Source organism: Sphingobium sp. L-44 (assembly GCF_056859495.1).
In genome coordinates this window covers 30,870-54,648 of sequence record NZ_JBSXOQ010000089.1, presented here as the reverse complement: position 1 = coordinate 54,648, position 23,779 = coordinate 30,870, and the positions used below count along the sequence as shown (strand labels likewise).

At 65.3% G+C, this 23,779-nt stretch carries 17 protein-coding genes; 7 read left to right on the top strand and 10 right to left on the bottom strand.

The window, feature by feature from the left end:
• Positions 1-28 precede the first annotated feature (28 nt).
• Both AC13EK_RS12155 and AC13EK_RS12150 read right to left on the bottom strand, forming a co-directional pair.
• On the bottom strand, positions 29-277 hold the full coding sequence (locus AC13EK_RS12155; protein ID WP_069338417.1) for a hypothetical protein: 249 nt from the start codon (positions 275-277) through the stop codon (positions 29-31).
• A gap of 8 nt (positions 278-285) precedes the next feature.
• Positions 286-3,204: a TonB-dependent receptor domain-containing protein gene (locus tag AC13EK_RS12150; RefSeq protein ID WP_069338418.1), complete on the bottom strand. Its 2,919-nt coding sequence runs from the start codon at positions 3,202-3,204 to the stop codon at positions 286-288.
• Between the two features lie 447 nt (positions 3,205-3,651).
• On the opposite strand from AC13EK_RS12150, the gene AC13EK_RS12145 reads away from it, so the two are divergent.
• Entirely contained in the window at positions 3,652-4,974 is a 1,323-nt protein-coding gene (locus tag AC13EK_RS12145) for an amidohydrolase family protein (RefSeq protein ID WP_069338419.1), read from the top strand.
• A gap of 42 nt (positions 4,975-5,016) precedes the next feature.
• Here the strand turns inward: AC13EK_RS12145 and AC13EK_RS12140 are convergent, their stop codons facing one another.
• A complete protein-coding gene (locus tag AC13EK_RS12140; protein WP_069338420.1) occupies positions 5,017-6,570 on the bottom strand; it encodes a S10 family peptidase in 1,554 nt (517 codons plus the stop codon).
• 106 nt (positions 6,571-6,676) lie between these two features.
• Between AC13EK_RS12140 and AC13EK_RS12135 the strand changes: the two genes are divergently transcribed.
• Positions 6,677-7,759: an alpha/beta fold hydrolase gene (locus AC13EK_RS12135; protein ID WP_069338421.1), complete on the top strand. Its 1,083-nt coding sequence runs from the start codon at positions 6,677-6,679 to the stop codon at positions 7,757-7,759.
• Positions 7,760-7,763: 4 nt separating this feature from the next.
• On the opposite strand, the gene AC13EK_RS12130 is transcribed toward AC13EK_RS12135, so the two are convergent.
• From AC13EK_RS12130 to AC13EK_RS12115, 4 genes are all read right to left on the bottom strand, one after another.
• Positions 7,764-9,266: a peptide MFS transporter gene (locus AC13EK_RS12130; protein WP_069338422.1), complete on the bottom strand. Its 1,503-nt coding sequence runs from the start codon at positions 9,264-9,266 to the stop codon at positions 7,764-7,766.
• Positions 9,263-9,694 (bottom strand): YybH family protein, encoded by a 432-nt coding sequence (locus AC13EK_RS12125; RefSeq protein WP_069338444.1) that lies wholly within the window; start codon positions 9,692-9,694, stop codon positions 9,263-9,265. The genes AC13EK_RS12130 and AC13EK_RS12125 overlap by 4 nt, the downstream gene beginning before the upstream one ends.
• Positions 9,695-9,731: 37 nt before the next feature.
• A complete protein-coding gene (locus AC13EK_RS12120; protein ID WP_069338423.1) occupies positions 9,732-11,534 on the bottom strand; it encodes a DUF885 domain-containing protein in 1,803 nt (600 codons plus the stop codon).
• Positions 11,535-11,619: 85 nt separating this feature from the next.
• A complete protein-coding gene (locus AC13EK_RS12115; RefSeq protein ID WP_234792477.1) occupies positions 11,620-14,028 on the bottom strand; it encodes a glycoside hydrolase family 127 protein in 2,409 nt (802 codons plus the stop codon).
• A 115-nt stretch (positions 14,029-14,143) separates the two neighbouring features.
• On the opposite strand from AC13EK_RS12115, the gene AC13EK_RS12110 reads away from it, so the two are divergent.
• Positions 14,144-15,160: an Ldh family oxidoreductase gene (locus tag AC13EK_RS12110; RefSeq protein WP_170828760.1), complete on the top strand. Its 1,017-nt coding sequence runs from the start codon at positions 14,144-14,146 to the stop codon at positions 15,158-15,160.
• 15 nt (positions 15,161-15,175) lie between these two features.
• Here the strand turns inward: AC13EK_RS12110 and AC13EK_RS12105 are convergent, their stop codons facing one another.
• Both AC13EK_RS12105 and AC13EK_RS12100 read right to left on the bottom strand, forming a co-directional pair.
• Positions 15,176-16,378, bottom strand: coding sequence for a M24 family metallopeptidase (locus tag AC13EK_RS12105; protein WP_069338426.1), 1,203 nt, complete (start codon positions 16,376-16,378; stop codon positions 15,176-15,178).
• A 3-nt stretch (positions 16,379-16,381) separates the two neighbouring features.
• Entirely contained in the window at positions 16,382-17,632 is a 1,251-nt protein-coding gene (locus tag AC13EK_RS12100) for an NAD(P)/FAD-dependent oxidoreductase (protein WP_010339129.1), read from the bottom strand.
• A gap of 84 nt (positions 17,633-17,716) precedes the next feature.
• Between AC13EK_RS12100 and AC13EK_RS12095 the strand changes: the two genes are divergently transcribed.
• From AC13EK_RS12095 to AC13EK_RS12080, 4 genes are all read left to right on the top strand, one after another.
• A complete protein-coding gene (locus AC13EK_RS12095) occupies positions 17,717-18,616 on the top strand; it encodes a dihydrodipicolinate synthase family protein (RefSeq protein ID WP_010339130.1) in 900 nt (299 codons plus the stop codon).
• Positions 18,616-19,623: a 4-hydroxyproline epimerase gene (locus AC13EK_RS12090; protein ID WP_069338427.1), complete on the top strand. Its 1,008-nt coding sequence runs from the start codon at positions 18,616-18,618 to the stop codon at positions 19,621-19,623. The genes AC13EK_RS12095 and AC13EK_RS12090 overlap by 1 nt, the downstream gene beginning before the upstream one ends.
• An 85-nt stretch (positions 19,624-19,708) precedes the next feature.
• A complete protein-coding gene (locus AC13EK_RS12085) occupies positions 19,709-20,359 on the top strand; it encodes a GntR family transcriptional regulator (RefSeq protein ID WP_004212495.1) in 651 nt (216 codons plus the stop codon).
• Between the two features lie 51 nt (positions 20,360-20,410).
• A complete protein-coding gene (locus AC13EK_RS12080; protein ID WP_483022210.1) occupies positions 20,411-21,856 on the top strand; it encodes an amino acid permease in 1,446 nt (481 codons plus the stop codon).
• Between the two features lie 52 nt (positions 21,857-21,908).
• Here AC13EK_RS12080 and AC13EK_RS12075 read toward each other — a convergent pair whose 3' ends face one another.
• The gene (locus AC13EK_RS12075) at positions 21,909-23,774 is read right to left on the bottom strand and encodes a gamma-glutamyltransferase (RefSeq protein ID WP_069338445.1); all 1,866 of its coding nucleotides are present in this window, start codon (positions 23,772-23,774) and stop codon (positions 21,909-21,911) included.
• Positions 23,775-23,779 lie beyond the last annotated feature (5 nt).

The window sequence follows — 23,779 nt, the reverse complement described above, 5'->3', positions numbered from 1 at the left end:
CCGCCTTCTGCCTGTCGCTGCGAAGACCTCATGGTAGCGTAGAGGCCTCCGCATTCTCGATCGTCATGATGCCCGGTGGTATGCCGCGCTCGGCCTTCTGCCGGGCGACCATGGCGCGGACTTCAGCGCGCAACGCCTTTGCATCATAGATGATGCCGTCCTTGATCGTGTAATCGACGCCGCCGACCCGATCGACCTTGCCGGTCGCATCATTGAGCCTGATCTCTATAGCTGTTGTAAGTGGCGGGCCGGAGCGCCACGGCTCCGGCCCGCCCATCTAACGGGTCAGAACTTCATTCGTGCGCCCACGAAGTAGCGGCGACCCAGCGTGTCATAGAGCGACACGTCGGTATTGGCGTCGCCGACCAGCGTCGTGCCCAGGATCGGCGGCTGCCGGTCGAGCAGGTTGTTGACGCCGCCGAAGAAGGAGAAGGTCTCCGTCGCGTCGATCGAGAAGCTGGTGTCGAGATACCAGACCGGGTCCACAGACTTCACTACATTGGTCGCGGTCGGATAGAGCTTCAGGTCGCCGATCATCCGGCCCTGCAGGCGGAAGCTCAGCGGGCCGCTGGCATAGGTGGCGCCCAGGTTCAGCTTGAAGTCCGGGGTGATGAAGCCGCCAGTGCCGACCGAACAGCCCGCGCCATAATAGCCGGCGCAATCCTGCGGGGCGGAGGTGGCGAGCACCTGCGTCGTGCGCTCGAACAGCCAGCTGGCGATCGCCTGCAACGACAGGCTGGCATCGTCACCCAGCGACAGCGCACCGGGCAGCGGCACGCGATAATCGACCTGCGCGTCGATGCCGTTGACCTTGAGCGAGCCGATATTGTTGCTCGACACGCTGACATAGTCGAGCTGGCCATTGCCCAGGCGCGTGATCGCCCGGCAGGTGGCGCTGCCCGCATCCATCATCGTGTAGCAGTCGTTCATCGTCTGCTGCGCGTTGACGGTCATGATCGCGTCGTCGACCTTCACGTTGAAATAGTCGACCGTGATGTTGAGGCGCGGGATGAAGGGCGGCGAGATGACGGCACCGATCGTGTAGGTCTTCGACTTTTCCTCGCGCAGGTTCGGATTGCCGCCGCTGTCCTGGTTGAGGCCCAGCGTCGCCTGGGTGAAGTTGGCGATCTCGCCCGCCGGCACGCCGGTGGCGACGCAGAAATTCTTGAGCGCGTCGCTGCGATTGTCGCCGCCCGAGGTCGGGATGGCGCAGGGATCGGTGCCGCTGGAATAGCCGCGGGTCACCGCCGTATAGAGTTCGGCGATATTGGGCGCGCGGATCGCGCTATTATAGGCGCCGCGGATGCGGATCCAGCTGACCGGGGCATATTCGCCGCCCAGCTTCCAGGTGAAGACCTTGCCGACCGAGCTGTAATCCGAATAGCGGGCCGCGCCTTCGATCGCGAGCGTATCGAAGAAGGGCATGTCCGCCAGGATCGGGATGCGCAGTTCGCCGAACAGTTCCTTGACGTCATAGGCACCGGCCAGCGCCTTTTGCGACACCGCGCCATATTCATTGGCCAGGTCGAGCGGGCTGGGGCTGAACGTATATTTGTCCTTGCGATATTCGGCACCCAGCGCGACCGAGACCGGGCCGGCCGGCAGTTCGAACAGGGTGCCGGCGATGCTGGCGCCCGCGACCTGGCGGGTGAAGATGTCATGGCTTTCACGCACCGGGGTCAGGAAGGCGCCGGCTTCCGGGCTGATCGAATTGAGACCCAGGATCGACACGGGGACGCAGCCCAGCGACTGGTTGCGGCAGACGACATTGCCCGAGGAATCGATGACCGCGTCCAGGCCCATCGACAGGCGTGTCTGCGAAATCAGGCCCTCGTTCCGGGTGTCGGTGCGGTTGCGCATATATTGGTAGAAGGCGTCCCACTTCCAGTCGCTGCCCAGCAGCGACACATCACCGCGCAGGCCGGTGGTGATCTGGTAGGATTGCCGTTCATAGCGATAATTACGCGTGCCCAGTTCGTCCGCGCGGCGACCGCCGCCGACGATTTCCGCCGTGCCGTCGCCATTGGTGTCGAAGATGGCGGCATTGTTGGTGAAGAACTGGCGCAGGCTTTCGGGCAGCACCGGATTGCTGGCATAGTTGGGGATCAGCAATGTCGAGGAGGCGGCGCCGGGCGTTAGCGGGGTGAAGCTGTCGGGCGCCAGGATCATGTCATTCTTGGCGTTGACGAAATAGGCCTCGGCATAGGCGGTGATCTTGTCGGCCACCTCATAATGGGCGTTGGCGGCGACGTTGAAGCGATCGAGCGGACGCTGCAGCAGATTATAGGGCGCGTAGTTGTAGGTATCTTCCGGCTGGCAATAGGGCAGGACGGTGCCATTCTCGCCAAAACGAATGCCGGTGACCGATGTGCAGCTGCCACCGGGTGTCAGGTTGACGCCGGTCAGGGCGGCGCGCTGCGCGGCGCTCAGCGGGACGCGCGTGCCGGGGATGCTGCCCGACCCCGAATAGACCAGCTGGCCATTGACTTCGCCCAGCGGCGTGCGGCTGAAACCACGATCATTCTGGGTGATTGACGACTGGCGCGTCCAGCTGCCCGACAGGGTGATATTGCCCCGGCCATCGGCTGTGCTGGTGCCAAAGGTCAGGTCGAGCTTCTTCGATTCGGCGTCGCCGCGATCAGAAATGCCATATTGGGCGCTGGCTTCCACACCTTCGAACTTGTCGTCGAGGATGAAGTTGACCGCGCCGGCGATCGCATCGGACCCATAGACGGCCGACGCGCCGCCGGTGATGATCTCGACCCGCTTGATCAGGGCGTCGGGAATGGAGGCAAGGTCGACATTGCCGTTGGAATCGGCGGGGATGAAGCGGCGGCCATTGACCAGCACCAGCGTGCGGGTGTTGCCCAGGCCGCGCAGATTGGCGGTCAGCACGCCCGATCCGCCGCCATTATTGACCGTGGAGGTGGTGCCCGACGCCAGCTGCGGCATCTCGTTCAGGGTCTTTTCCAGCGTGACGTTGCCGGACAGCTTCACATCCTCGCTGCCCATGACCGAAATCGGGCTGGGCGCGGTCAGATCGGTGCGGACCAGGCGCGACCCGGTGACGACGATGTCGGTGGAGGGCTGGGCCGCCTCCTGGGCCTGGGCGGTGGAACCCAAGCCGCCGCCGGCCAGGATGGTCGACAGCAACAGAAAGGCATTGCGGCGGCCGTACAGGCCCGCCGGTCGGATCGTCATCATTGGTCTATCCCCTTGTAATCGCTAGGATTCAATTCATTCGACACAGATTATGATTTTGCATGCGCAGCAATGTGGGATGCTGCGCCGATGTCGGCTCCTGCGTACCGGACCGCCTGACGGTCCCCCGGACGGGTGTTCAGCTCCTCTCTCTGTCTTTGCAGCTCTTTGACCGCTTCAATGTATATGGAATATCGTATACTTTAATCATGCTAAGGCTGCATGATCCTGTCAAGATTGCAGTTAAATGTCAGTCCGCAGTCGCCGGCTAAAAGCGTCGAATGGGGAGTTAGTGTAATGAAAATAAATAGAAAAATTGTTCGTTCCCTGCTGCTGTCTGGAGCGGCTCTGGGGCTGTTCCGGCCCGAGATTGTTGCAGCTGATACAATATGGATACGCGACGTAACCGTCATCGACGGCACTGGCGCCACCGCCAGGACCGGGCAGGACGTGCTCATCGCTGATGGAAAGGTCGCAGCGGTCGGCACAAAGCTGAAGGCGCCGGCCTCGGCGCGGCAGGTCGACGGCCGCGGGCGCTATCTGCTGCCCGGCTTCATCGACTCCAATGTTCATGCGACCGTCTATGGCAATCCGGCGCGCCGCGACACCTCATCGCGTTATGCCGACCAGAACGAGGAACTGGCGCTCGAATTTGCCCAGCGCCAGTTGCGCGCGGGCGTCACCACCATGCGCGACAGCTATGGCGTGCTGCCGCCGCTGCTGGCGGTGCGCGACCGGATCGCCAGCGGCCAGGCGATCGGCGCGCGCATGCTGGTGGCGGGCAATATATTGGGCTGGGGTGGGCCATTTTCGCTGACCTATTCGCTGACCGGCGATCGCGACCTGACCCTGTTTCAGGAACAGTGGAACGACCTGCTGGCCCAGGGCATGGGCGAGGAACTGATGGACATGACGCCGGAACAATTGCGGGCCGCCGTCAGCGCCTATCTCGATCGGGGCGTCGATTTCCTCAAATATGGCGGCACCAGCCATTTCATGATGCCCTCGCTGATCGGCTTTTCGCCGCGCCAGCAGGCGGTGATCGTGGCGGAGGCGCACAAGCGCGGCAAGATGGCGGAAACCCATGCCACCAGTTCGGAAGGGCTGCGCCTGGCGGTCGAGGCGGGGATCGACCTGATCCAGCATCCCGAGATATTGAGCCGCGACTATCCCGACGATCTGATCGCGCTGATCCTGTCAAAGGGGACGTTGTGCGCGATGCGGTCCAACATGGTCACCGGCGCGGTGCGACAGAAGCAGATCGCCAGGCGCGCCAGGGCGGTGGCGGACATTGCGCAGATGCCGCCGGCGCTGACCAGCACCGAATTGCGTCGCCGGGCGGCGATGCGCGGCGACGATGCTGAGATCGAGCGGCGCAATGCCGAGCGGCTGGTCGCGGCCGGATGCCCGGTCACGATCGCGACCGACAATTATCTGGGTGATGCGCCCGAATTTCGCCGCGGCCCCAAATCGCCGGAGCAGGAGCCAGGCGAGGGGAGCCTGCTGGCGATCGAAGGGCTGGTGGAACTGGGCATGACGCCGATGCAGGCGATTGTCGCGGCAACCCGCAACGGCGCGCGGGCCGCCGGGCGACTACAGGATCTGGGCACGGTGGAGGCGGGCAAGATCGCCGACCTGCTGCTGCTGGACGCCGATCCGCTGGCCGACATCCATAATATCCGCCGCCTCGGCCGGCTGTTCGTCGCCGGTAAGGAGGTCGATCTTCAGGCCCTGCCGCAGACGCACCTGTTCATGGTCGCGGACAAGCGCTGAGCATAATCGGCGCCGCATCCTCATGGACGCGGCGCCCATAGATCACATGGCGCTGTCGTAGAAGGCCAGCAGGTCGCGGCGCAGGCCCTTCATGGACTCCGGGTGGATGTAGATCATGTGCCCGGATTCATAATAGCGATAGCTGATATTGGCCTGCAGCGCCTTGTCGAGCTGCATATGCTTCAGGTCATATTCGGCGCCGGCAAAGGGCGTCGCCATGTCATAATAGCCGTTGAGCGACAGTACCTTGAGATGGCTGTTGGTGCGCATCGCGCGGGCCAGGTCCAGCGCGGTGTCCGCCGCCGGCATCGGCCGGCCGCCGCCGCCCGGTGCGCGGTGGCGCTGGTCCCAGGCCGGGCTGATCTCCTTGTAGAAATTCGGGCGGTAGCTGAGCGGCGTCTTGTAGCCGAGCGTGCCGAACAGATAGGAATTGAGCGCCGCGATATAGGCGCCGCTGATCGAGGTGTCGGCCGCGTCAAATTCGGGGTCGGCGGCGCTGTCGTCGACATCGATGCCGACGAAGCGGGAATCCAGCCGGCCGACGGTGCGGCTGCTGTCGCGCATCAGCTCCTTGCGGAACCGGCCGAGGTCGATGCGCAGCTTGTTCTGCAGGATGAACCCCTTGGACAGACCGGTATAGGCGGCGAGTTGGGTGGCGATCGCATCGCGCTCACCATCGGGCAGGTCGTCGCCCTTGGCCAGTGCGGACAGATAGGGCCCCAGGGCAAAGGCGCGCACTTCGCTCAGGAACGGCTCCAGCGTCGCCGGCCGGTTGGGCAGGCGGTTATGATACCAGGCGGTGGCGGCATAGCTGGGCAGATAGGTGACGTTGATCTGGTCATAGCCCGGATTGCGGATGCCATAGTTCAGGATCGACGACAGCAGCACCACGCCGTTCATCTGCACGCCGCGTTCCTGCAGCGTGTTGACCAGGCCCGCCGCGCGCAGCGTGCCATAGCTTTCGCCGAGCAGGAATTTGGGTGCATTCCAGCGATTGTTGATCGTCAGATAGCGCTGGATGGCGCTGGCAAAGGCGTCGATGTCCGGATCGACGCCCCAGAAATCCTTGCCCTGCGCCTTGCCGAGCGGGCGCGACAGGCCGGTGCTGATCGCGTCGATGAAGACCAGGTCGCTGCGGTCGATCAGGCTGTCGGGATTGGGGCCGATGGAGAAGGGGGCGGGGCGAGCCGTGTCGGGCGTCGGCGTATCCACCCGGACGGGGCCAAAGGAGCCGACGTGCAGCCACATGGTCGACGAACCCGGACCGCCGTTGAACAGGAAGGTGACGGGGCGTTCCTTCGCGCCCTTGGCCCGATCGGCGACATAGGCGGTGTAGAACATGCTCGCGATCGGCTCGCCGGCATCGTTGCGGATCGTCAGCGTGCCGGGCGTGGCCGTATAGTGGATCAGCTTGCCGGCGACCGTCACCGACCCGCGGCTGGGCATCGCCTGTTCCTCGACCGGGGCGATGGCGCTATCGTCCTTCTTGGCCTCTTCCTTCTCCGCCGGGGCAGGCTTGTCGGCGGCGATCGACGGCGCAGCCAGTGCCGTCAGCAGCAGGGGAAGGGCGGAATATGCGATGTTTTTCGGGATCATGACTCTGCCTGTTGCCTAAATTCGCGGCGAACCGTACATCGTATACCAAATCTGTCAAATGCGCATATGCGTCATCTTTGTAAAGTTCCAAGGGAGGACCATATATATGAAAACCCGTTGGCCCCGGCTCGCCGCCGCTGCCGCATTGCTGCTCGCCGCGCCGGCATTGGCGCAGGGCTTCGATGCCGGGCAGGTCAAGCAGGGCGACCATGTCATCCGCGATTTCGCCTTTCGCTCCGGTGAGAAGCTGCCCGAACTGCGGATGCATTATCGCACCATCGGCACGCCGCATCGCGACGCCAAGGGGCGGATCGACAATGCGGTGATGATCCTGCACGGCACCGGCGGATCCGGCGCGCAATTCCTGCAGCCGCAATTTGCCGACGAGCTGTATGGCCCCGGCCAGCCGCTCGACGTGCGCCGCTATTTCATCATCCTGCCCGACAATATCGGCCATGGTGATTCCTCCAAGCCCAGCGACGGTCTGCGCATGGCCTTTCCCCATTATGATTATGACGACATGGTCGAGGCGCAGCGCCGCATGCTGGTTGATGGGCTGAAGGTCAATCATCTGCGGCTGACCTTCGGCACCTCCATGGGCTGCATGCACATCTTCGCCTGGGGCGAAAAGCATCCCGGCTTTGCCAGTGCGCTGATGCCGATGGCGTGCCAGGCAGCGCCGATCGCCGGGCGCAACCGGATGTGGCGCAAGGCGGCGATGGACGGCATCCGCGCCGATCCCGCCTGGCAGGACGGTAATTACAAGGCGCAGCCGCTGCTCGGCCTGCGCACGGCATCCAGCCTGTCGCAGATTGCCGGTGCCGCTGCCTGGTACATGCAGGTGCAATTCCCCACGCGCGACGCGGTCGACGCCTATTGGAAGGAACGGTTCGATCGCGACATCGCCAGCCGCGACGCCAATGATTATCTCTACCAGCTCGATTCCTCGCGCGATTATGATCCGTCCGCCGATCTGGAGAAGATCAGCGCGCCGATGACCTGGATCAATTCCTCCGACGACTTCATCAATCCGCCGGAAATGGGCATGGCCGAAACGGCAGCCAAGCGGCTGAAGACCACCCGTTACAGGCTGATCCCCTATTCGCCCGAGACGCGGGGGCACAGCACCCACACCTGGGCGAAATTCTGGAAGGATGAACTGGTCGCGCTGCTGGCGCGGAGTAACTGACCTCTTATCGGCCGCCTTGTTGCATGAGGCGGCCGATACGCGGCGATACGATCAGGATGATGAGGCCGATCAGCATGGCAAGGCCGCCGATCCGGCCATAGGCGGCGAGCACCGTGCTGGCCTGGTCTGCCCCCGCCGATGCGCCGATGGCGGCGGCGATCACGCCCGACATGAAATTGCCGCCCGCCGTCGCCAGGAACCAGGTGCCCATCATCAGCCCCAGCATATGGGGGGGCGACAGGCGCGACATCGCTGCCAGTCCGACCGGCGACAGGCACAGTTCGCCCATGGTGTGGAGCAGGTAGAGCAGCAGGATGAAGAGCATCGGCATCTTCGCCCCCGGCAGCATCATGCCCGCGCCGACCAGCAGCAGGAAACCGGCGCCGACCTGGATGATGGCCAGGCCGAACTTGGCGGGGGCGGACGGCTCCAGCCCGCGCCGGCCGAGCTTCAGCCATAGCCAGGCGAAGAAGGGCGCGAGCAGGAAGATGGAGAAGGGACCGACCGCCTGGAACAGCGAGGCCGGCACGGTGATGCCCAGCAGCGTGCGGTCGACATGCCGATCGATGAACAGGTTGAGCGAGGAGCCGGTCTGTTCGAACAGCCCCCAGAAGACCGGCTGCACCACCAGCAGGAAGATCGCCACCAGCAACCGCCCGCGCGCTGCGGGATCGAGCTTCAGGCAGGCATAGGCGACCAGGCCGATGTCCATGGCAAAGCCGCTGGCGCTCAGCAGATAGCCGACCGTCGCGGGGCTGGCGAGCAGGGCGAGCATCGCCGCCGTGAAGGGCAGGGCGCTGGCGTAAAGCCAATATTCGCGCCGGATGCCGAACAGCGGGCTCGCCAGCCAGTCCGGATCGGGCGCCTCGCCCTGGCCCTGCAACAATGGCCTGCCCATGACGAAGACGATGATGCCTAGGATCATGCCTAGCGCCGCCGCGCCAAAGCCCCAGGACCAGCCGATCGTTTCGCCCAGCAGGCCGCAGACGAGCGGGCCGAGTGCGCCGCCAAGGTTAATACCCATGTAGAATATGGTGTAGGCCGGATCGCGATGCATGTCGTCGCGGGGGTAGAGCTGGCCGACCAGCACCGAGACATTGGCCTTGAGGAAGCCGGTGCCGACCACGATGACCGCCATGCCGGCGAGGAAGATGCGGGTTGCGCTCTCACGGTCGCCGCCCAACCCATCGAGGCCGAGCAGGATATGGCCGCAGGCGATGACGATGCCGCCGAACAGCACTGCCTTGCGCGCGCCGAGGTAGCGATCGGCCAGCCAGCCGCCGATCAGCGGGCTGACGAACACCAGCGCGATATAGGCGCCATAGAGCATGCCCGCGCGCTCGTCGGAGAAGAGGAACTGCTTGGTCAGGTAGAAGATCAGCAGCGCCCGCATGCCGTAGAAGGAGAAACGCTCCCACAATTCGGTGAAGAAGAGGATGAACAGGCCGCGCGGATGGCCGAGGAAGGTGGCAGTGGCGTGATGATCGGCGGGGGGCATGGCGCTCATTGGCAATAGGCGGGGTGGGGCGAGTCCGGCTCGAACGCGGACACATGGTTGAGGGCGATCACCCAGCGGCCCTCGACCTTGCGCATCAGCCGCGTGTTGATGCCAGACTGGCCGGGTTTGGCGGCAAGGTGGAAACGGCTGATCAGTTGGGCCGCATCGGGCGCCAGCATCTCGATCCTGATGTCGCAGAAATGGAGGGTGCCGCGCGTCTCGGGCGAGGCGCCATAGTCGCGGACATAATGGTCGAGCGTCCCCTGCCAGTCGCGCTGGAACTGGCCGCGCGACACGAAGGTGACGCCGGGGTTGAGGAAGCCCGCCATATAGCCGCGAAAATCACCCTGGTTCCAGGCGAGCTCCATGTCAGCGATCACCTGGCGGATCGCCGCCTTCTCCGTCTCCGCCGAAGGGGGGATCGGCGCGGCGCCCATGCAGAGCGCCGCGCCGATCAGGGGGAGGAGAATGCGCTTATTGCGCCGCACCGGAAGCCCCGGCTGCGGCCTTGGCCTTTTCCGCCTGGATGAAGCGGTCAAGCTCCGCCTCCATCACCGGCAGCGGCACCGACCCCATGGTGAGCAGCGTGTCGTGGAACGGGCGCTGATCGAACTTGTCGCCCAGTTCCGCCTCGGCCTTGGCGCGCATCTTGCGGATCGACAATTCGCCCAGCTTGTAGGCCAGCGCCTGCGCCGGCCAGGCGATGTAGCGATCGACCTCATTGGTGATGTCGAGCTTCGCGAGCGCGGTGTGGCTGGCCATATAGTCGATCGCCTGCTGGCGGGTCCAACCCATGGAGTGCATGCCGGTGTCGATCACCAGCCGCACCGCGCGCCACATCTCGAATGTCTCGCGGCCGAATTCCTCATAGGGCGTTTCATACATGCCGAGCTTGGTGCCCAGCCATTCGGTATAGAGGCCCCAGCCTTCGCCATAGCCCGAGAAGTAGGTCTGGCCACGGAAGGCCGGGCGATTGGGGGCCTCCAGCGCATAGGTGGCCTGGAAGCTGTGGCCCGGATTGCATTCGTGCAAGGTCAGCGCGGTCAGATTGTAGAGCGGGCGCGAGGGCAGGTCATAGGTGTTCATCAGGCAGGATTCGAGCCCGCCCCGACCAGAGGTATAGATGGGCGCGATCTCGTCCGGCACCGGCAGGATGGTGAAGCGATAGCGCGGCAGATGGTTGAACGTGTCCTTCAACCGGCCGTCCATCTTCTTGGTGACATAGGCGGAATAGGACAGCAGCTCGCGCGGCGTCTTGGCATAGAATTGCGGGTCGGTGCGCATGAACTCCAGAAACTCGGCAAAGCTGCCCTGGAATTTCGCATCCGCCATCGTCTTCTTCATGTCCGCATCGATGCGCGCGACTTCCTTGAGGCCGATCTCGTGGATCTGCTGCGGCGTCAGGTCCAGCGTCGTATATTCGCGGATCTGATCCTGATAGAAGGCCTTGCCGTCAGGCAGCGAATAGGCGTCGATCGTCTTGCGCGCCTTGGGCATATATTCGCCGCGCATGAAGGTCAGCAGCTTCTGATAGCTGGGCGCGATGGCGTCGCGGATCAGTGCCTGGGCCTGCGCCTGCATCGCCTGGCGCTGGTCGGCCGGGATGGTGTCCGGCATCGCGGCGAATGCCTTGTAGAAGGGATTGACGGTGCCGGCGGCCAGGAACGGCTCGATCGTCTTGTCACGCCCCTCGATCGACACGCGCGGCACGGTATAGCCGCGCTTCAGGCCCGCCTGCATGTTCGCGATCTGCTCGTCGAAATAGCGCGGGATGTCCTTCATCCGGCCGAGATAGCGGCGATAATTGTCTGCGCTGGAGAAGGGCGTGCGCGGGTTGAGGCCGGTCCAGAAGAAGGTGTCGCTGTTGAACGGCGCCTCATAGGTCTTGTACTTGATCTTGGTCGCATTCTCCCAGACCGAGGTCTTGAACACCGCCTTGTTTATATACTCCTCATGCGACAGCTGCGCGTCGGGGATCTGATCGAGCTGTTTGAGGATATCGCTCCAATAGGCATAGCGGCGCTGCTGGGTGGCGGCCGTCACGCTGGGCAGATGATCGTCGGCGCCGCCTTCGGTCCGGCCGCTGCCGGGCAGCCGGGCAAATTCCTTCTGGCGCCAAGTCCATTCGGCGTCATACAGTGCCTTAAGCTTCAGGTCGGCGGCGGTTGGTTGTGCGGCCGGTGCGTTGGCGGCCGGCGCCGTCTGGGCGAGGACAACCGGGGCCGTGCCGGCGAGCCAGGCGATGGCGAGCAAGGATGCGGCATGGGGCATTTTCATGAATGTCTCTCTTCCCTGTTCGGCGAAGCGATCCGGCGCCCCGCTCCTATCAATAATGTATACGATATACCTTGATTAAGGCGGGTCAAGTGCGTGTTTCGCCCGCGGGCGTGAAAATGCGCGCGCCGAACATCGGCCCGGCCCGCGTCATGCCGGGGGCCGGCTGGACGCGGATGACCACCGTGCTCTTGCCGCGCGTCAGTGCTTCGGGAATGGCGTAGGTGACGTCGAAAAATTCGCCCGGCCGGTCGGCATCCAGCTTCTGCGTCGCGATTTTCTGGCCATCGACCAATATGTCGAACAGCCGGTTACGCTCCTCGCCCCAATAGGTGGCCTGCAGAATAAGCGGGCCGGGCTTCACCTTCATGCGGAACTGGAAATGGCCGTCGGTGCGCGCGTCGCGCCCATGCCGTCCGCGATAGGTGGTGGTGTAGGAGAGTTTGGCTTCCAGCCCATGATCACGCTCGGGTTGCATCTCGCCCAGGTGCATGACGTCGACCGAGCGCCGCTCCAGATCACGGAGCCGGGCCTGCTCGATGGCAAAGGCCTGCTGCTCGACGCCCCATTCCTGCTGGGTGAAGCGCTTGAAATAGACGGCGGTGCGGCGATCGCGCTGCTGGAAGAAGGGCGCGAAGCTGAGGTCGGCGGGCTTGCCGATGTCGGCGGTGCGATAGGCGGGGACGGCGCCGGGGGTGGCGGCAAAGCCCTGCGTCACATCGGCGGCGACCAGCGCCGGGGATGGACCGTCAAAGGGCTGGTCGGCCGCGCCCAGATCGGCCGCCAGCACGACCGGGCCGTGCAGCAGCGCGATGGTGCGGGCATCATCCGGCGTTGCTTCGACCCGCAATGCCATAGGCAGGTCCAGTGTCACCTGATCGCCGGCCTTCCACTTGCGATCGATCAGGGCATAGCCGTCGGCGATGCGCGGGGCGGGCAGGGGCGTGCCGTTGACGGCGATACGCTCGCCCTGGCACCAGCCGGGGATACGCAGCGCCAGGGTGAAGCGGCCAGCCCGCGCCAGTTTCGGGATCGACAGGGCGATGTGGCCGTCGAACGGATAGCCGCTCTCGATCCGCAGCTTCGCGCCCCGCGCGGCCCAGTCGGCTTCGCTGGGGATATAGAGGTTGGCGATTAGCATGTCGGCCGGCCGGTCGGCATCTTCCCACCAGATGGATTCGCCATGCTTGGCATGGCTTTCCATGCCGCTGCCCACGCAGCACCAGAAATCGTCGAACGGTTCCGACCAGACGCGATGCGACCCCGACATCAGCGGCACCATATAGGCGAACATGCCGGTGGCCGGGTTCTGGTGCGCCAGGATATGGTTGATATGGGCGCGCTCATAATAGTCGAACAGGCGCGCCTCGGGCTTCCAGGCATAGAGATGCCGGGTCAGCTTCAGCATGTTGTAGCTGTTGCAGCTTTCGCAGGTCTGTTCGGTGATATGCTTGGAAATGGTGCCGGGATCGGGGAAATATTCCCGGTCGGCATTGCCGCCGATGACATAGCTATATTGCCCGACCACCGTCTCCCAGAAGAAGTTGGCGGCGATCGCATCGGCGGCATTGCCGGTGATCTCGTGCAGGCGCGCAAGGCCGATCAGCTTGGGGATCTGGGTATTGGCGTGGATCCAGGGCAGGCTGTTCTGCCGCTGCGCCAGCGGATCGAGCACCTTGCGATGGCGCAGGCGCGTGGCCAGCGCCAGCCAGCGCGGATCGCCGGTGCGGGCGTGCAACTCGGCGAAGCTCTCGTTGATGCCGCCATGCTCGCAGTCCAGCACCTGCTGCACCTGCGCATCGTCCAGTTTCGCGAACACGCCGTCGATATAGGCGGCCAGGGCCAGCGCGACGCCGCGCGCCTGGCTGTTGCCCAGATGGGTTTCGGCGTCGAACAGGCCGGCGAACAGCTTGTGCCAATTATAGAAGGGCACCCAGCAGCCGTTGAGGTCAAAGCCGGCCGATCGGATGTCGCCGCGCATGATCTCCGGAAAGATCAGCCTGCCATCCTCGATCACATCGTCGCGACGGCGGGTGAAGCCCGCGACATAGCCATCGCCGGCCGCCGCCTGGCACTCGGCCAGTTCGGCGATGATATAGGCGGCGCGGCGGGCGCATTCGGCGTCGCCGGTCTGGGCGTGCATCAGCGCGAGCGCGGTCAGATAATGGCCCAGCGTATGGCCGGCGATGGTATCATTTTCCCAGCCGCCATAGATGGCGCCCTTGGGCGTCAGGCCGGCATGTTTGCGGAAATTGTGCAGCAGCCGATCCGGCTCCAGCCGCAGCAGATAGCGGCGATTGCCCTCGACCGCGTCGGCAAAGGGGGAGGGGAGAAGCCGGGTCGCATTTAGCGGCAAGGCGCGCGCCGATTCGGGCAGCGCACTGCCGGTCGCGGCATGGGCGACGCTGCTCCATCCCTGCCAGGCGGGGGCCGTCGCGACGGCGGTGGCGGCCAGCAACATGGCCCTGCGGCTGAGGGGCGTGTGACGGTGGGACATGGCGGCTCCGGCTTGTCTGTGATCGTTATACCGTATACGATATTGCGATTGTGGTTCGGGATCAAGACGGAGGATGCATGTCTATCTTCAACGCTGCGGCAGGGGCAATAAAGGCATGAGCGCGGATGAAAGCGTCACGCTGACGCTGCAGCAGGTCGCGGATCTGGCCCATGCCGTGCTGCGCCGCCATGGTCTGGCGGAGGCGCATGTCGGCCCCGTCGCCGCGACGATCATCGCCGGCGAGCGCGACGAATGCGCGTCGCATGGCGTCTATCGCCTGCTCAACTGCGTCCACACGCTGCGCAGCGGCAAGGTCGTGCCGGACGCCGTGCCGGTGGTCGACCCTGTCTCGCCCGCACTGCTGCGCGTGGATGCGGCCGGCGGCTTTGCCCAACTGGCTTTCGCCAACGGCCTGCCGCTGCTGGTGGAAAAGGCGCGGACGATGGGCATCGCCGCCATGGGCATCAATCGCTGCGTCCATTTCGCCGCGCTCTGGCCGGAGATCGAGGCGCTGACCGATCAGGGTCTGGTCGCCTTCGCCTGTACCCCCAGCCATGCCTGGGTCGCGCCGGCCGGCGGCACCTCGCCGCTGTTCGGTACCAACCCGATCGCCTTTGGCTGGCCGCGTCCCGGCGGCGATCCCTTTGTCTTCGATTTCGCCACCAGCGCGGTCGCGCGCGGCGAGATCGAACTGCATCGCCGTGCCGGCAAGCCGATCCCGGAAGGCTGGACGATCGATGCCCAGGGCCATCCGACCACCGACGCGGAAGCGGGCCTGGCCGGAGCGCTGCTGACCTTTGGCGGGCACAAGGGATCGGCCCTGTCGGCGATGGTCGAACTGATTGCCGGGCCGCTGATCGGCGATATGACCAGTGCGGAATCGCTGGCGCATGACGATGGCGCCAAGGCATCGCCCTATGGCGGCGAACTCATCATCGCCATCGATCCCGCCGGCTTCCTGGGCGCGGCGGCCGCCGAGCATATGCAGCGGGCCGAGGCGCTGTTCGACGGCATTACCGGCCAAGGCGCGCGCCTGCCATCGCAGCGGCGCTTCGCGGCGCGTCGTCGCACCCCCGATCAGGGCTGTCGCATTCCCCGCGCGCTCTATGAGGAACTGGCGGCGCTCAGCTGAGCGCCGCCAGCGATTTCAGGCAAAAGGCTGGTCGATCGCGACCGAGGGCGGGGTGAACCAGGCCGCCCCGGTATCGGTCACGTAAAAATGATCCTCCAGTCGCACGCCGAAGCGATCCGGCACGACGATCATCGGCTCGTTGGAGAAGCACATGCCCGGCTCCAGCGGGGTCATGTCGCCGCGCACCAGATAGGGTGCCTCATGGATCGACAGGCCGATGCCATGGCCGGTGCGATGCGGCAGACCCGGCAGGCGATAGTCCGGGCCAAGGTCCGCTGCCTCCAGCACGCGCCGCGCCGCCGCGTCGATCGCGCCGCAGGGGACGCCCGGCTTGACCGCGTCGAACGCGGCCTGCTGCGCTTCCTTTTCCAGTGCCCAGATGCGGCGCTGCTCGGCATCCGCCTCGCCATAGACATAGGATCGGGTGATGTCGCTATGATAGCCGCCGATGGTGCAGCCGGTATCGATCAGCACCATCTCGCCTTCGGCCAGCACGCTCTCGCCCGGCAGGCCGTGGGGATAGGCGGTCGATCGGCCGAACTGAACGATGCAGAAGCTGCTGCCCGATGCGCCGAGCGCCCGGTGCGCGGCTTCGATGAAGCGCCGCACCTCGGTCGCGGTGATGCCGGGGCGCAGGATGCGTGCGGCGCGGCGATGCACCTCCAGCGTCATCGACTTGGCCTGCTGCATCAGCGCCAGTTCGGCGGCCGACTTTCGGCTGCGACAACCGTCGATCACGGCCGAGGCGGCAACCAGCGTCACGTCCGGCGCGGCAGCGCGAATGCGCTCGACGAACAGGAAGGCCATGGCCGGATCGATCCCCAGCCGGGCGACGCCCAGCGTCTTGAGCGCATCGGCGACCAGGGCGGACGGACTTTCATCCTCTTCCCACAGGCGCAGGTCGCCAGCGTCGATCTTGAGGTCGGCTTCCAGTGATCCGCGCTCGAAGCGTGGGCAGATCAGGATTGGATCGCCGGTGAGCGGCAGCAGCAGCGCCACCAGTCGCTCGCTTGCACCCCAGGGCACGCCAGCGAAATAGGCAAGGCTGGTCCCGGCATCGATCAACAGCGCGTCCAGCCCTTCCTGCGCTATCAGGGTACGGGCCCTGGCAATGCGCGCCTGATATTCGGCGGCGGCGATGGCCGGCGCACGATCGGACCAGGGGGCAAGCCCGGCCAGTTCGGTGGCGGCGTCGGAGCCGCCGATCTGCTGTGTCATACTCTATCCTTCAAAGCGGCGGAGCGAAAAGGGCGTGGCATCGACCGGTGGCGGTGCGCCGGTGGCCAGCGCGGCGATGATTTCCCCGGTCAGCGGTCCCAATGTCAGCCCCAGATGCTGGTGGCCGAACGCATAGAGCAGGTTATCCGCCCGGTCACTCCGGCCGATCGCCGGAAGATAATCGGGCAGGGTCGGGCGGGCGCCGATCCACCGCTTTGCATTTGCTTCGATGGGCAGGCCCAGCGCGGCGGCATGGGCGCGCAGCCTTTGCCATTTGCGCGGGTCGGGCGGGGAAGAGAGGCTGGAAAATTCGACGAAGCTCGCCGCGCGCAGGCCGCTCTCGAACCGGGTGACGATCATCGATCTATCCTCGAACACCACCGGTGGCATGTCCATCGGCCAGCCTTCGGGCGCGTTCGGCGTCTGCAGATGATAGCCCCGTTCGGCGATGATCGGCACCTTGTGGCCCAGCGGGCGCAGCAGCGCGTCCGATGCGGCGCCGGTCGCGACGATGATATGGTCCGCGTCCAGCGTCTGGCCGTCGGCCAGCTGCACCTGCGCCTGTCCATCACGGGTGGTAAGCGCGCTAACCTCCGCCTGCTCGATCCGCCCGCCTGCCGCCAGCAGCGTATTCTTCAGATCCTGCGCCAGCCGGGTCGGGTCGGCGATGCGGCCACTTCCTTCGCAGCGAATCGCGCCGATGATCGGATGGGGGAACAGGGCTTCGAGCAGGGCCATCTCGCGCGCCGTCGCATCGCGGAAACGCGCCGTGCCGCAATCGGCGGCCATCCAGGCGCGGCGCCCGGCCAGCGCGCTCGCCTCGCTTTCCCAGACGATGAAATGCCCATCCTCGATCAGGCGGCTCGGCCCGGCGCATAGCGCGTCGATCCGCTGCCAGGCCGGCATCGCCTGACCCAGCAGCGCCTTTAACGCCGCGCGTCCTGCCGCAAAGCGCGACGGGCGCGCGGCATTCAACAGGCGCAGTGAAAAGGGCAGCCAGCGACCGATGTCGCGCCAGGGCAGGCCGAGCGCGCCGCCGCGCCAGAACAGCCGTCGGGGGAAGCTCTTCAATGTTGCCATCGACGCGAGCGGGTCGATCTGCTCCACCGCGACATGGCCCGCATTGCCCCAGGATGCGCCGCGCAGCGGGCTTTCCCGTTCGATCAGCAGTGTTGAAATTCCCTTTTCCTGCAATCGGATAGCGCAGGATGTTCCGACGATGCCGCCGCCGATGATGATTGCGTGTTGGGTCAATTGACTTCTTTTCACTTGGCGTTGACAATTAGATACCGTATACGATCCTCAGTTTCAACGGAGGCTTATGTGAATTCCTCAAAATTGACGTGGCGTGGTGTCTACCCTGCCGCCACCACCCAGTTCACCCCCGATCTGGACGTTGATATCCCCGCAACCCAGGCTGTCCTGGATGCGCTGGTGAAGGATGGCGTCGACGGCCTCATCATCGCCGGCACCTGCGGGGAGAACAACTCGCTGGAAGCCGAAGAAAAGCGCGCTGTCGTCAAGGCGGCGGTCGAGGTCGTGGATGGCCGCGTGCCGATCCTGGTCGGCGTGTCCGAATTCACCACTCGCCGCGCCGTCACCTTCGCGCAGGACGCGGAAAAGCTGGGTGTCGATGGGCTGATGCTGCTGCCCGCCATGGTCTATGTGCCGACCGTGGGCGAGCTTTGCACCCATTTCGAGACGGTGGCCAAGGCGACGTCGCTGCCGATCATGCTCTACAACAACCCGCCGGCCTATCGCGTGAATATCGGCATCGACGCGCTCACCCGCCTCGCCGACACGCCTAACATCGTCGCGGTCAAGGAAAGCGCGCCCGATCCGCGCCGCTTCACCGACCTGATCAACGCCTTTGGCGACCGCTATATCCTGATGGCGGGCCTGGACGATGTCGCGTTCGAGGGGCTGTTGCTGGGCGCCCATGGCTGGATTTCCGGCCTCACCAGCGCGTTCCCGAGCGAATCCGTGGCGCTGGTCGCGGCGATCAACCGGGGCGATCTGGAAGAAGCCCTGCGCATCTATCGCTGGTTCATGCCGCTGCTGCATCTCGATGCCGATCATGATCTGGTCCAGTCGATCAAGCTGGCCGAAAGCATCATGGGACGCGGCACCGAGCATGTTCGCCTGCCGCGTATGCCGCTGGAAGGCCAGCGTCGCGCCGACGTCATCCGCTGGGTCGAGCAGTGCGCTGCCACCCAGCCCAGCCTGACGGCGGCCTGATGTCCGCGGTGCGCCACACATTCTTCTGCATAGACGGCCATACGGCGGGCAATCCCGTCCGTCTGGTCGCGGGCGGCGCGCCGCTGCTCAAGGGAAAGTCCATGGCGGAACGCCGCCTGGACTTTCTCGACCGCTTCGACTGGATCCGCACCAGTCTCTGCTTCGAGCCGCGCGGCCATGACATGATGTCGGGTGGCTTCCTCTATCCGCCGACGCGAGAGGGTACCGATATCGGCATTCTCTTCATCGAAACCAGCGGATGCCTGCCGATGTGCGGCCATGGCACGATCGGCATGGTGACGTTCGGCCTGGAAAATGGCCTGATCCAGCCGGCGACGCCGGGCAGGCTGCGGGTCGAAGTGCCAGCCGGCATCATCGACATCGATTATACGAGCGACGGCAAGCGCGTGACTTCGGTCAAGATCCGCAACGTCCCCGCCTATCTGGCGGCGGAGGGGATCGCAATCGATGTGCCGGGTTTCGGGCCGCTTAGCGTCGATGTCTCCTATGGCGGCAATTACTACGCGATCGTCGAACCGCAGGGCGCTTATACCGGCCTCGACGACCTCGGCGCATCGCGCATCGTGGAACTGAGCCGCACCATTCGCGAACTGGTGCGCGAACAATATCAGCCGGTCCATCCGCTCGAACCCAGCATCAAGGGGGTCAGCCATGTCCTGTGGGCCGACAAGCCCAAGGGCGAGGGCGCCGATGGCCGCAATGCCGTCTTTTACGGCGAGCGGGCGATTGACCGCAGCCCCTGCGGCACCGGCACGTCGGCGCGGCTGGCGCATCTGGCAGCCAAGGGCAAGCTGAAGGTCGGCGACCGGTTCGTGCATGAAAGCTATATCTGCAGCCGCTTCATCGGCCGGGTCGAGACCGAGACGATGATTGGCGACCAGAAGGCGATCATCCCCTCGATCGAGGGATCGGCGATCGCCACCGGCTTCAACACCATCTGGGTCGACCGCGAAGACCCGTTCTGGGCCGGCTTCACGGTCGTATGAGGCAGGCATTGCAGAGCGGGCGGGCGGGATCGTCCATCATATACGAAGTTGTATTCCGCCGTCCGCTCTGTGCTATGTTCGCCGCATGAGCCTAGTCATCCGAAACCTGTCCGACCAGCTGGTCGACCTTGTCCGCGAGCGCATATTGTCCGGCCGGGTGCCGCCCGACGGGCCGATCCGCCAGGACGCGCTGGCCGCCGAACTGGGGATCAGCAAGATTCCGCTGCGCGAGGCACTGGCCCGACTGGAGCAGGAAGGGTTGCTCAAGTCGCAGGCCAATCGCGGCTTCTTCGTGCGCAGCCTCAACCGGGTGGAGGCGGACGAAGTCTATGCGCTGCGCCTAAAGCTGGAACCCGATGTGATGGCGTTGGCCGCCGAACGGGCGGACGAGGCGGAGCATCAGGCGGCGATCAACACGCTGGCCACCCTCTATCAGGTCACCGACGAAGGTGGCGACGGGGTGGGCGCGTTCAACCGTGCCTTCCACATGGCGCTGCTGCGTCCCAGCAACCAGCCGCTGTCGGTCAATATTCTCGAACGGCTCCATATTCTGTCGGAACGCTATGTCCGCAAGCATCTGGAGCCGCTTGGCCGCGACGAACGCGCCAATGACGAACATCGCGAGATGCTCGATGCCTGGCTTGCCCGCGACGGCCAACTGATCCGCGAACTCACGGTCGCACATATCCGCAAAACCATGGACGATCTCATGGTTCAGCTCGACGCCGACGACTGAACCATAACCGAGCAACCGGAACGTCCATAAGAACAGGGAAGGAAATTTCGGTTGAGCACTGGATTTTGGGGACCGACCAAGCCGATCGGCGCCGGTCATCACGCGCAGCATCAGCAGTTGCGCAAGACATTGTCCTGGCCGCATCTGATCGCGCTGGGGGTCGGGGCGATCGTCGGCACCGGCATCTACACGCTGACCGGCGTGGGCGCCGACCGAGCAGGGCCGGCGGTGATCCTGGCCTTCGCCATTGCGGGGGCCGTATGCGCCTGCGCGGCGCTGGCCTATGCCGAACTGGCCACGCTGATCCCGACCGCAGGCAGCGCCTATACCTACACCTATTCGGTGCTGGGGGAGACGCTGGCCTGGGTCGTGGGGTGGAGCCTGATCCTGGAATATTCGCTGGCGTGCAGCACCGTGGCGGTCGGCTGGTCGGGCTATCTGGTCGGCTGGATCCAGCAGGCGGGGATCAGTTTGCCGCCGATGCTGCTCGCCGGGCCACATGGCGGTGGCATCGTCAACCTGCCCGCCGTGCTTGTGGCACTGGCGATCGCCGGCATGCTGATCGCGGGCACGCGGGAAAGCGCGACGCTCAACATCGTCCTGGTGGTCATCAAGCTGACCGCGCTGGCCGCCTTCGTCGCGCTGGCGCTGCCCGCCTTCCAGTCCGACCATCTCCAGCCCTTCATGCCTTATGGCTTCGTCAGCCATGTGGAAGGTGGCATGACGCGCGGCGTGATGGCGGCGGCGGCGATCGTCTTCTTCGCCTTCTACGGTTTCGATGCGGTGGCGACCTCGGCAGAGGAAGCGCGCAATCCTGGCCGTGACCTCACCATCGGCATCGTCGGATCGATGGCGGTCTGCACCCTCATCTATATGGCGGTCGCTGTCGCGGCGATCGGCGCGCTCGACTACCGGGCGCTGGCCGGTTCGTCCGAACCGCTGGCACTGGTGTTGCGCACGCTGGAGCATCCGGTCGCCGCCTGGCTGGTGGCAGGCGCCGCGCTGGTCGCGCTGCCCTCCGTCATCCTGGTCATGATGTATGGCCAGAGCCGCATCTTCTTCGTCATGGCGCGCGACGGGCTGCTGCCGCGATCGCTCAGCAAGGTGTCGGAAAAGACCGGCTCGCCTGCCCGCATCACCGCGATCACCGGCGTCTTCGTCGCGGCCGTCGCCGGCTTCTTCCGCCTCGACGAGATTGCCGAACTGGCCAATGCCGGCACGCTGATCGCCTTCATCGCGGTCGCCGGCTGCATGATGGCGCTGCGCCGCAAGGCGCCGGAGATGAAGCGCGTGTTTCGCTGCCCGCAGCCCTATCTGGTCGGCACGCTGGCGATTATCGGCTGCATCTATCTGCTGATCAGCCTGCCGGAAAAGACGCTGCTGCGTTTCGGCCTGTGGAACCTCGTCGGCCTGGCACTCTATTTCGCCTATAGCCGCGGCCGCAGCCTGCTGCGCACGACCGGTTATGCGGCTAGCGAGGAAGGCTTGCCGGAATAGTGCAGCCTTGACCCGAGCCGGTCAGCCGCGTCACCGCGACTGGCCCGCTTGCTCAATAGCCCACAGCATAGCCCATGCGGCGGGGATCGGCACCGGCCATGCGGGCGCCCGACGCATCGGCCAATATGCCCTGCACGCTGCCGATCGCATAGGGGCCGACCAGTTCGATGTTGTGCCCCATCGCGGTCAGGCGCTGGATCGTGGCGTCCGGGAAGCGCCGTTCTGCCTGAACGGTGATCGCCGCGCCGGGCCTGTAGAAATTGGGATCGGCGTCGAGCGCGAAGCGTGGCGCCTCGATCGCGGCCTGGATCGGCAGGCCGCGATCGACGATATTGACCAGGAACTGGAACTGGGTCTGGCCGATCGTCTCGCCGCCGGGTGAGCCGAAGACCAGTTTCAGCCGGCCCTTGTCGAGGACGATGGTCGGGCCATTGCCGAGCAGGGCGACCTTCCCCGGTGCGACCTTGTTGGGATGGCCGGCATAGGGGGCGGACGACCCCAGGCGCAGGCCGTTGTTGAACAATATGCCGGTATTGCCCATCACCAGGAAGGTGCCGAAGCCGCCGCCGACCGTCGTCGTGACCGCGATGGCATTGCCGTCGGCGTCGACCGCCGACAGGCTGGTGGTATCGCCGCCGCGCGTGTGATCATCACCCTGATGCGCGAAATCCTGCCGTGCCCGCTCCAGCGCGGCCCGCTCGAAGGCGGCGGCATTGCCGCCTTCGGGATAAAGGCCCGCACGGGCCGCATCGATCAGCTTGCGTCGCTCGGCGGCGAAGCGCTTGGACAGCAGTCCCTCGACCGGCGTCTGCGCGAATTTGGGATCGGCGGCATATTTATAGACATCGGCCTTTGCGACCTTGATCGCCTCGATCAGATAATGGGTGAAGAGGGGATCGTCGGCCGGCAGCGCGGCGAGGTCGAACCCCTCGACCAGATTGAGCTGTTCGCACAATTCCAGCCCCGTGCGCGAGGTGAGCGGGCTGCAATAGACGTCCAGCCCGCGATAATTGGTCGTGACCGGATCGTCCCAGCGCGGCTGATAGGCCTTGAGGTCATCGAGCCGCAGCCAGCCGCCGGTCTGTGTCGAGAAGCGGGCAAATTCCTGCGCGATCGGGCCGGTGTAGAAATAGTCATGCGCCGCCTGCAGCGCGCGATCCCGATCGGCGCCGCCCTTGAGCGCCTGGCTCTCCGCATCGGCAAGCGCCTGAAAGCTGCGGGCCAGATCGGGATTGCGGAAGATGGATCGCGGGGCGGGCGGCTGGCCACCGGGCAGGAAGTTCGCCGCGCTGGTCGGATAAAGTGCCAGCGTCTTCTGCGCCCGCGTGATGAACATGGCGATGGAGGCATCGAGCGGGTGGCCGTCGCGGGCATAGCCTATCGCCGGTTCGAGCAGGGTCGAGAGCGGCAATTTGCCGAACCGGCGGGCCAGCGCGATCCAGCCGCCAAAGGCGCCCGGCACGGTCAATGCCTTGGGGCCATGGTCCAGCGCCTTGGGATCGCCATCGGGATCGAGCAGGCGCGGCGCGCCGCCGGTGAAGGCCAGTGACTGGACCTTGCCGGTCTTGCGATCGAGGCAGGTGGCAAAGCCGTTGCCGCCTGCGCTGGATGCCCAGGGTTCGACCACGTTCATGACCGCCATCGCCGCGACCACGGCGTCGGCTGCGGTGCCGCCCTGCATCAGCATGCGGGTGCCGGCCATGGCGGCCAGTGGATGGCCGGCGGTCACGCCGCCATGCGGCATGGGCACTTCGACCCGGTGCGCGGCGACGCTGGCGCTGCCGGTGCGGGGTGCGTCGGGCGCGCGTGCGCCCGATTGGGCCAAAGCGCGGCCGGGCAGGGCGGTGAGCGCCATGCCGGCAAGGCCGGCGGCCAGCATTTCGCGGCGATCCAGGAAGGATGGGGGCGTATCGGACATGGCGG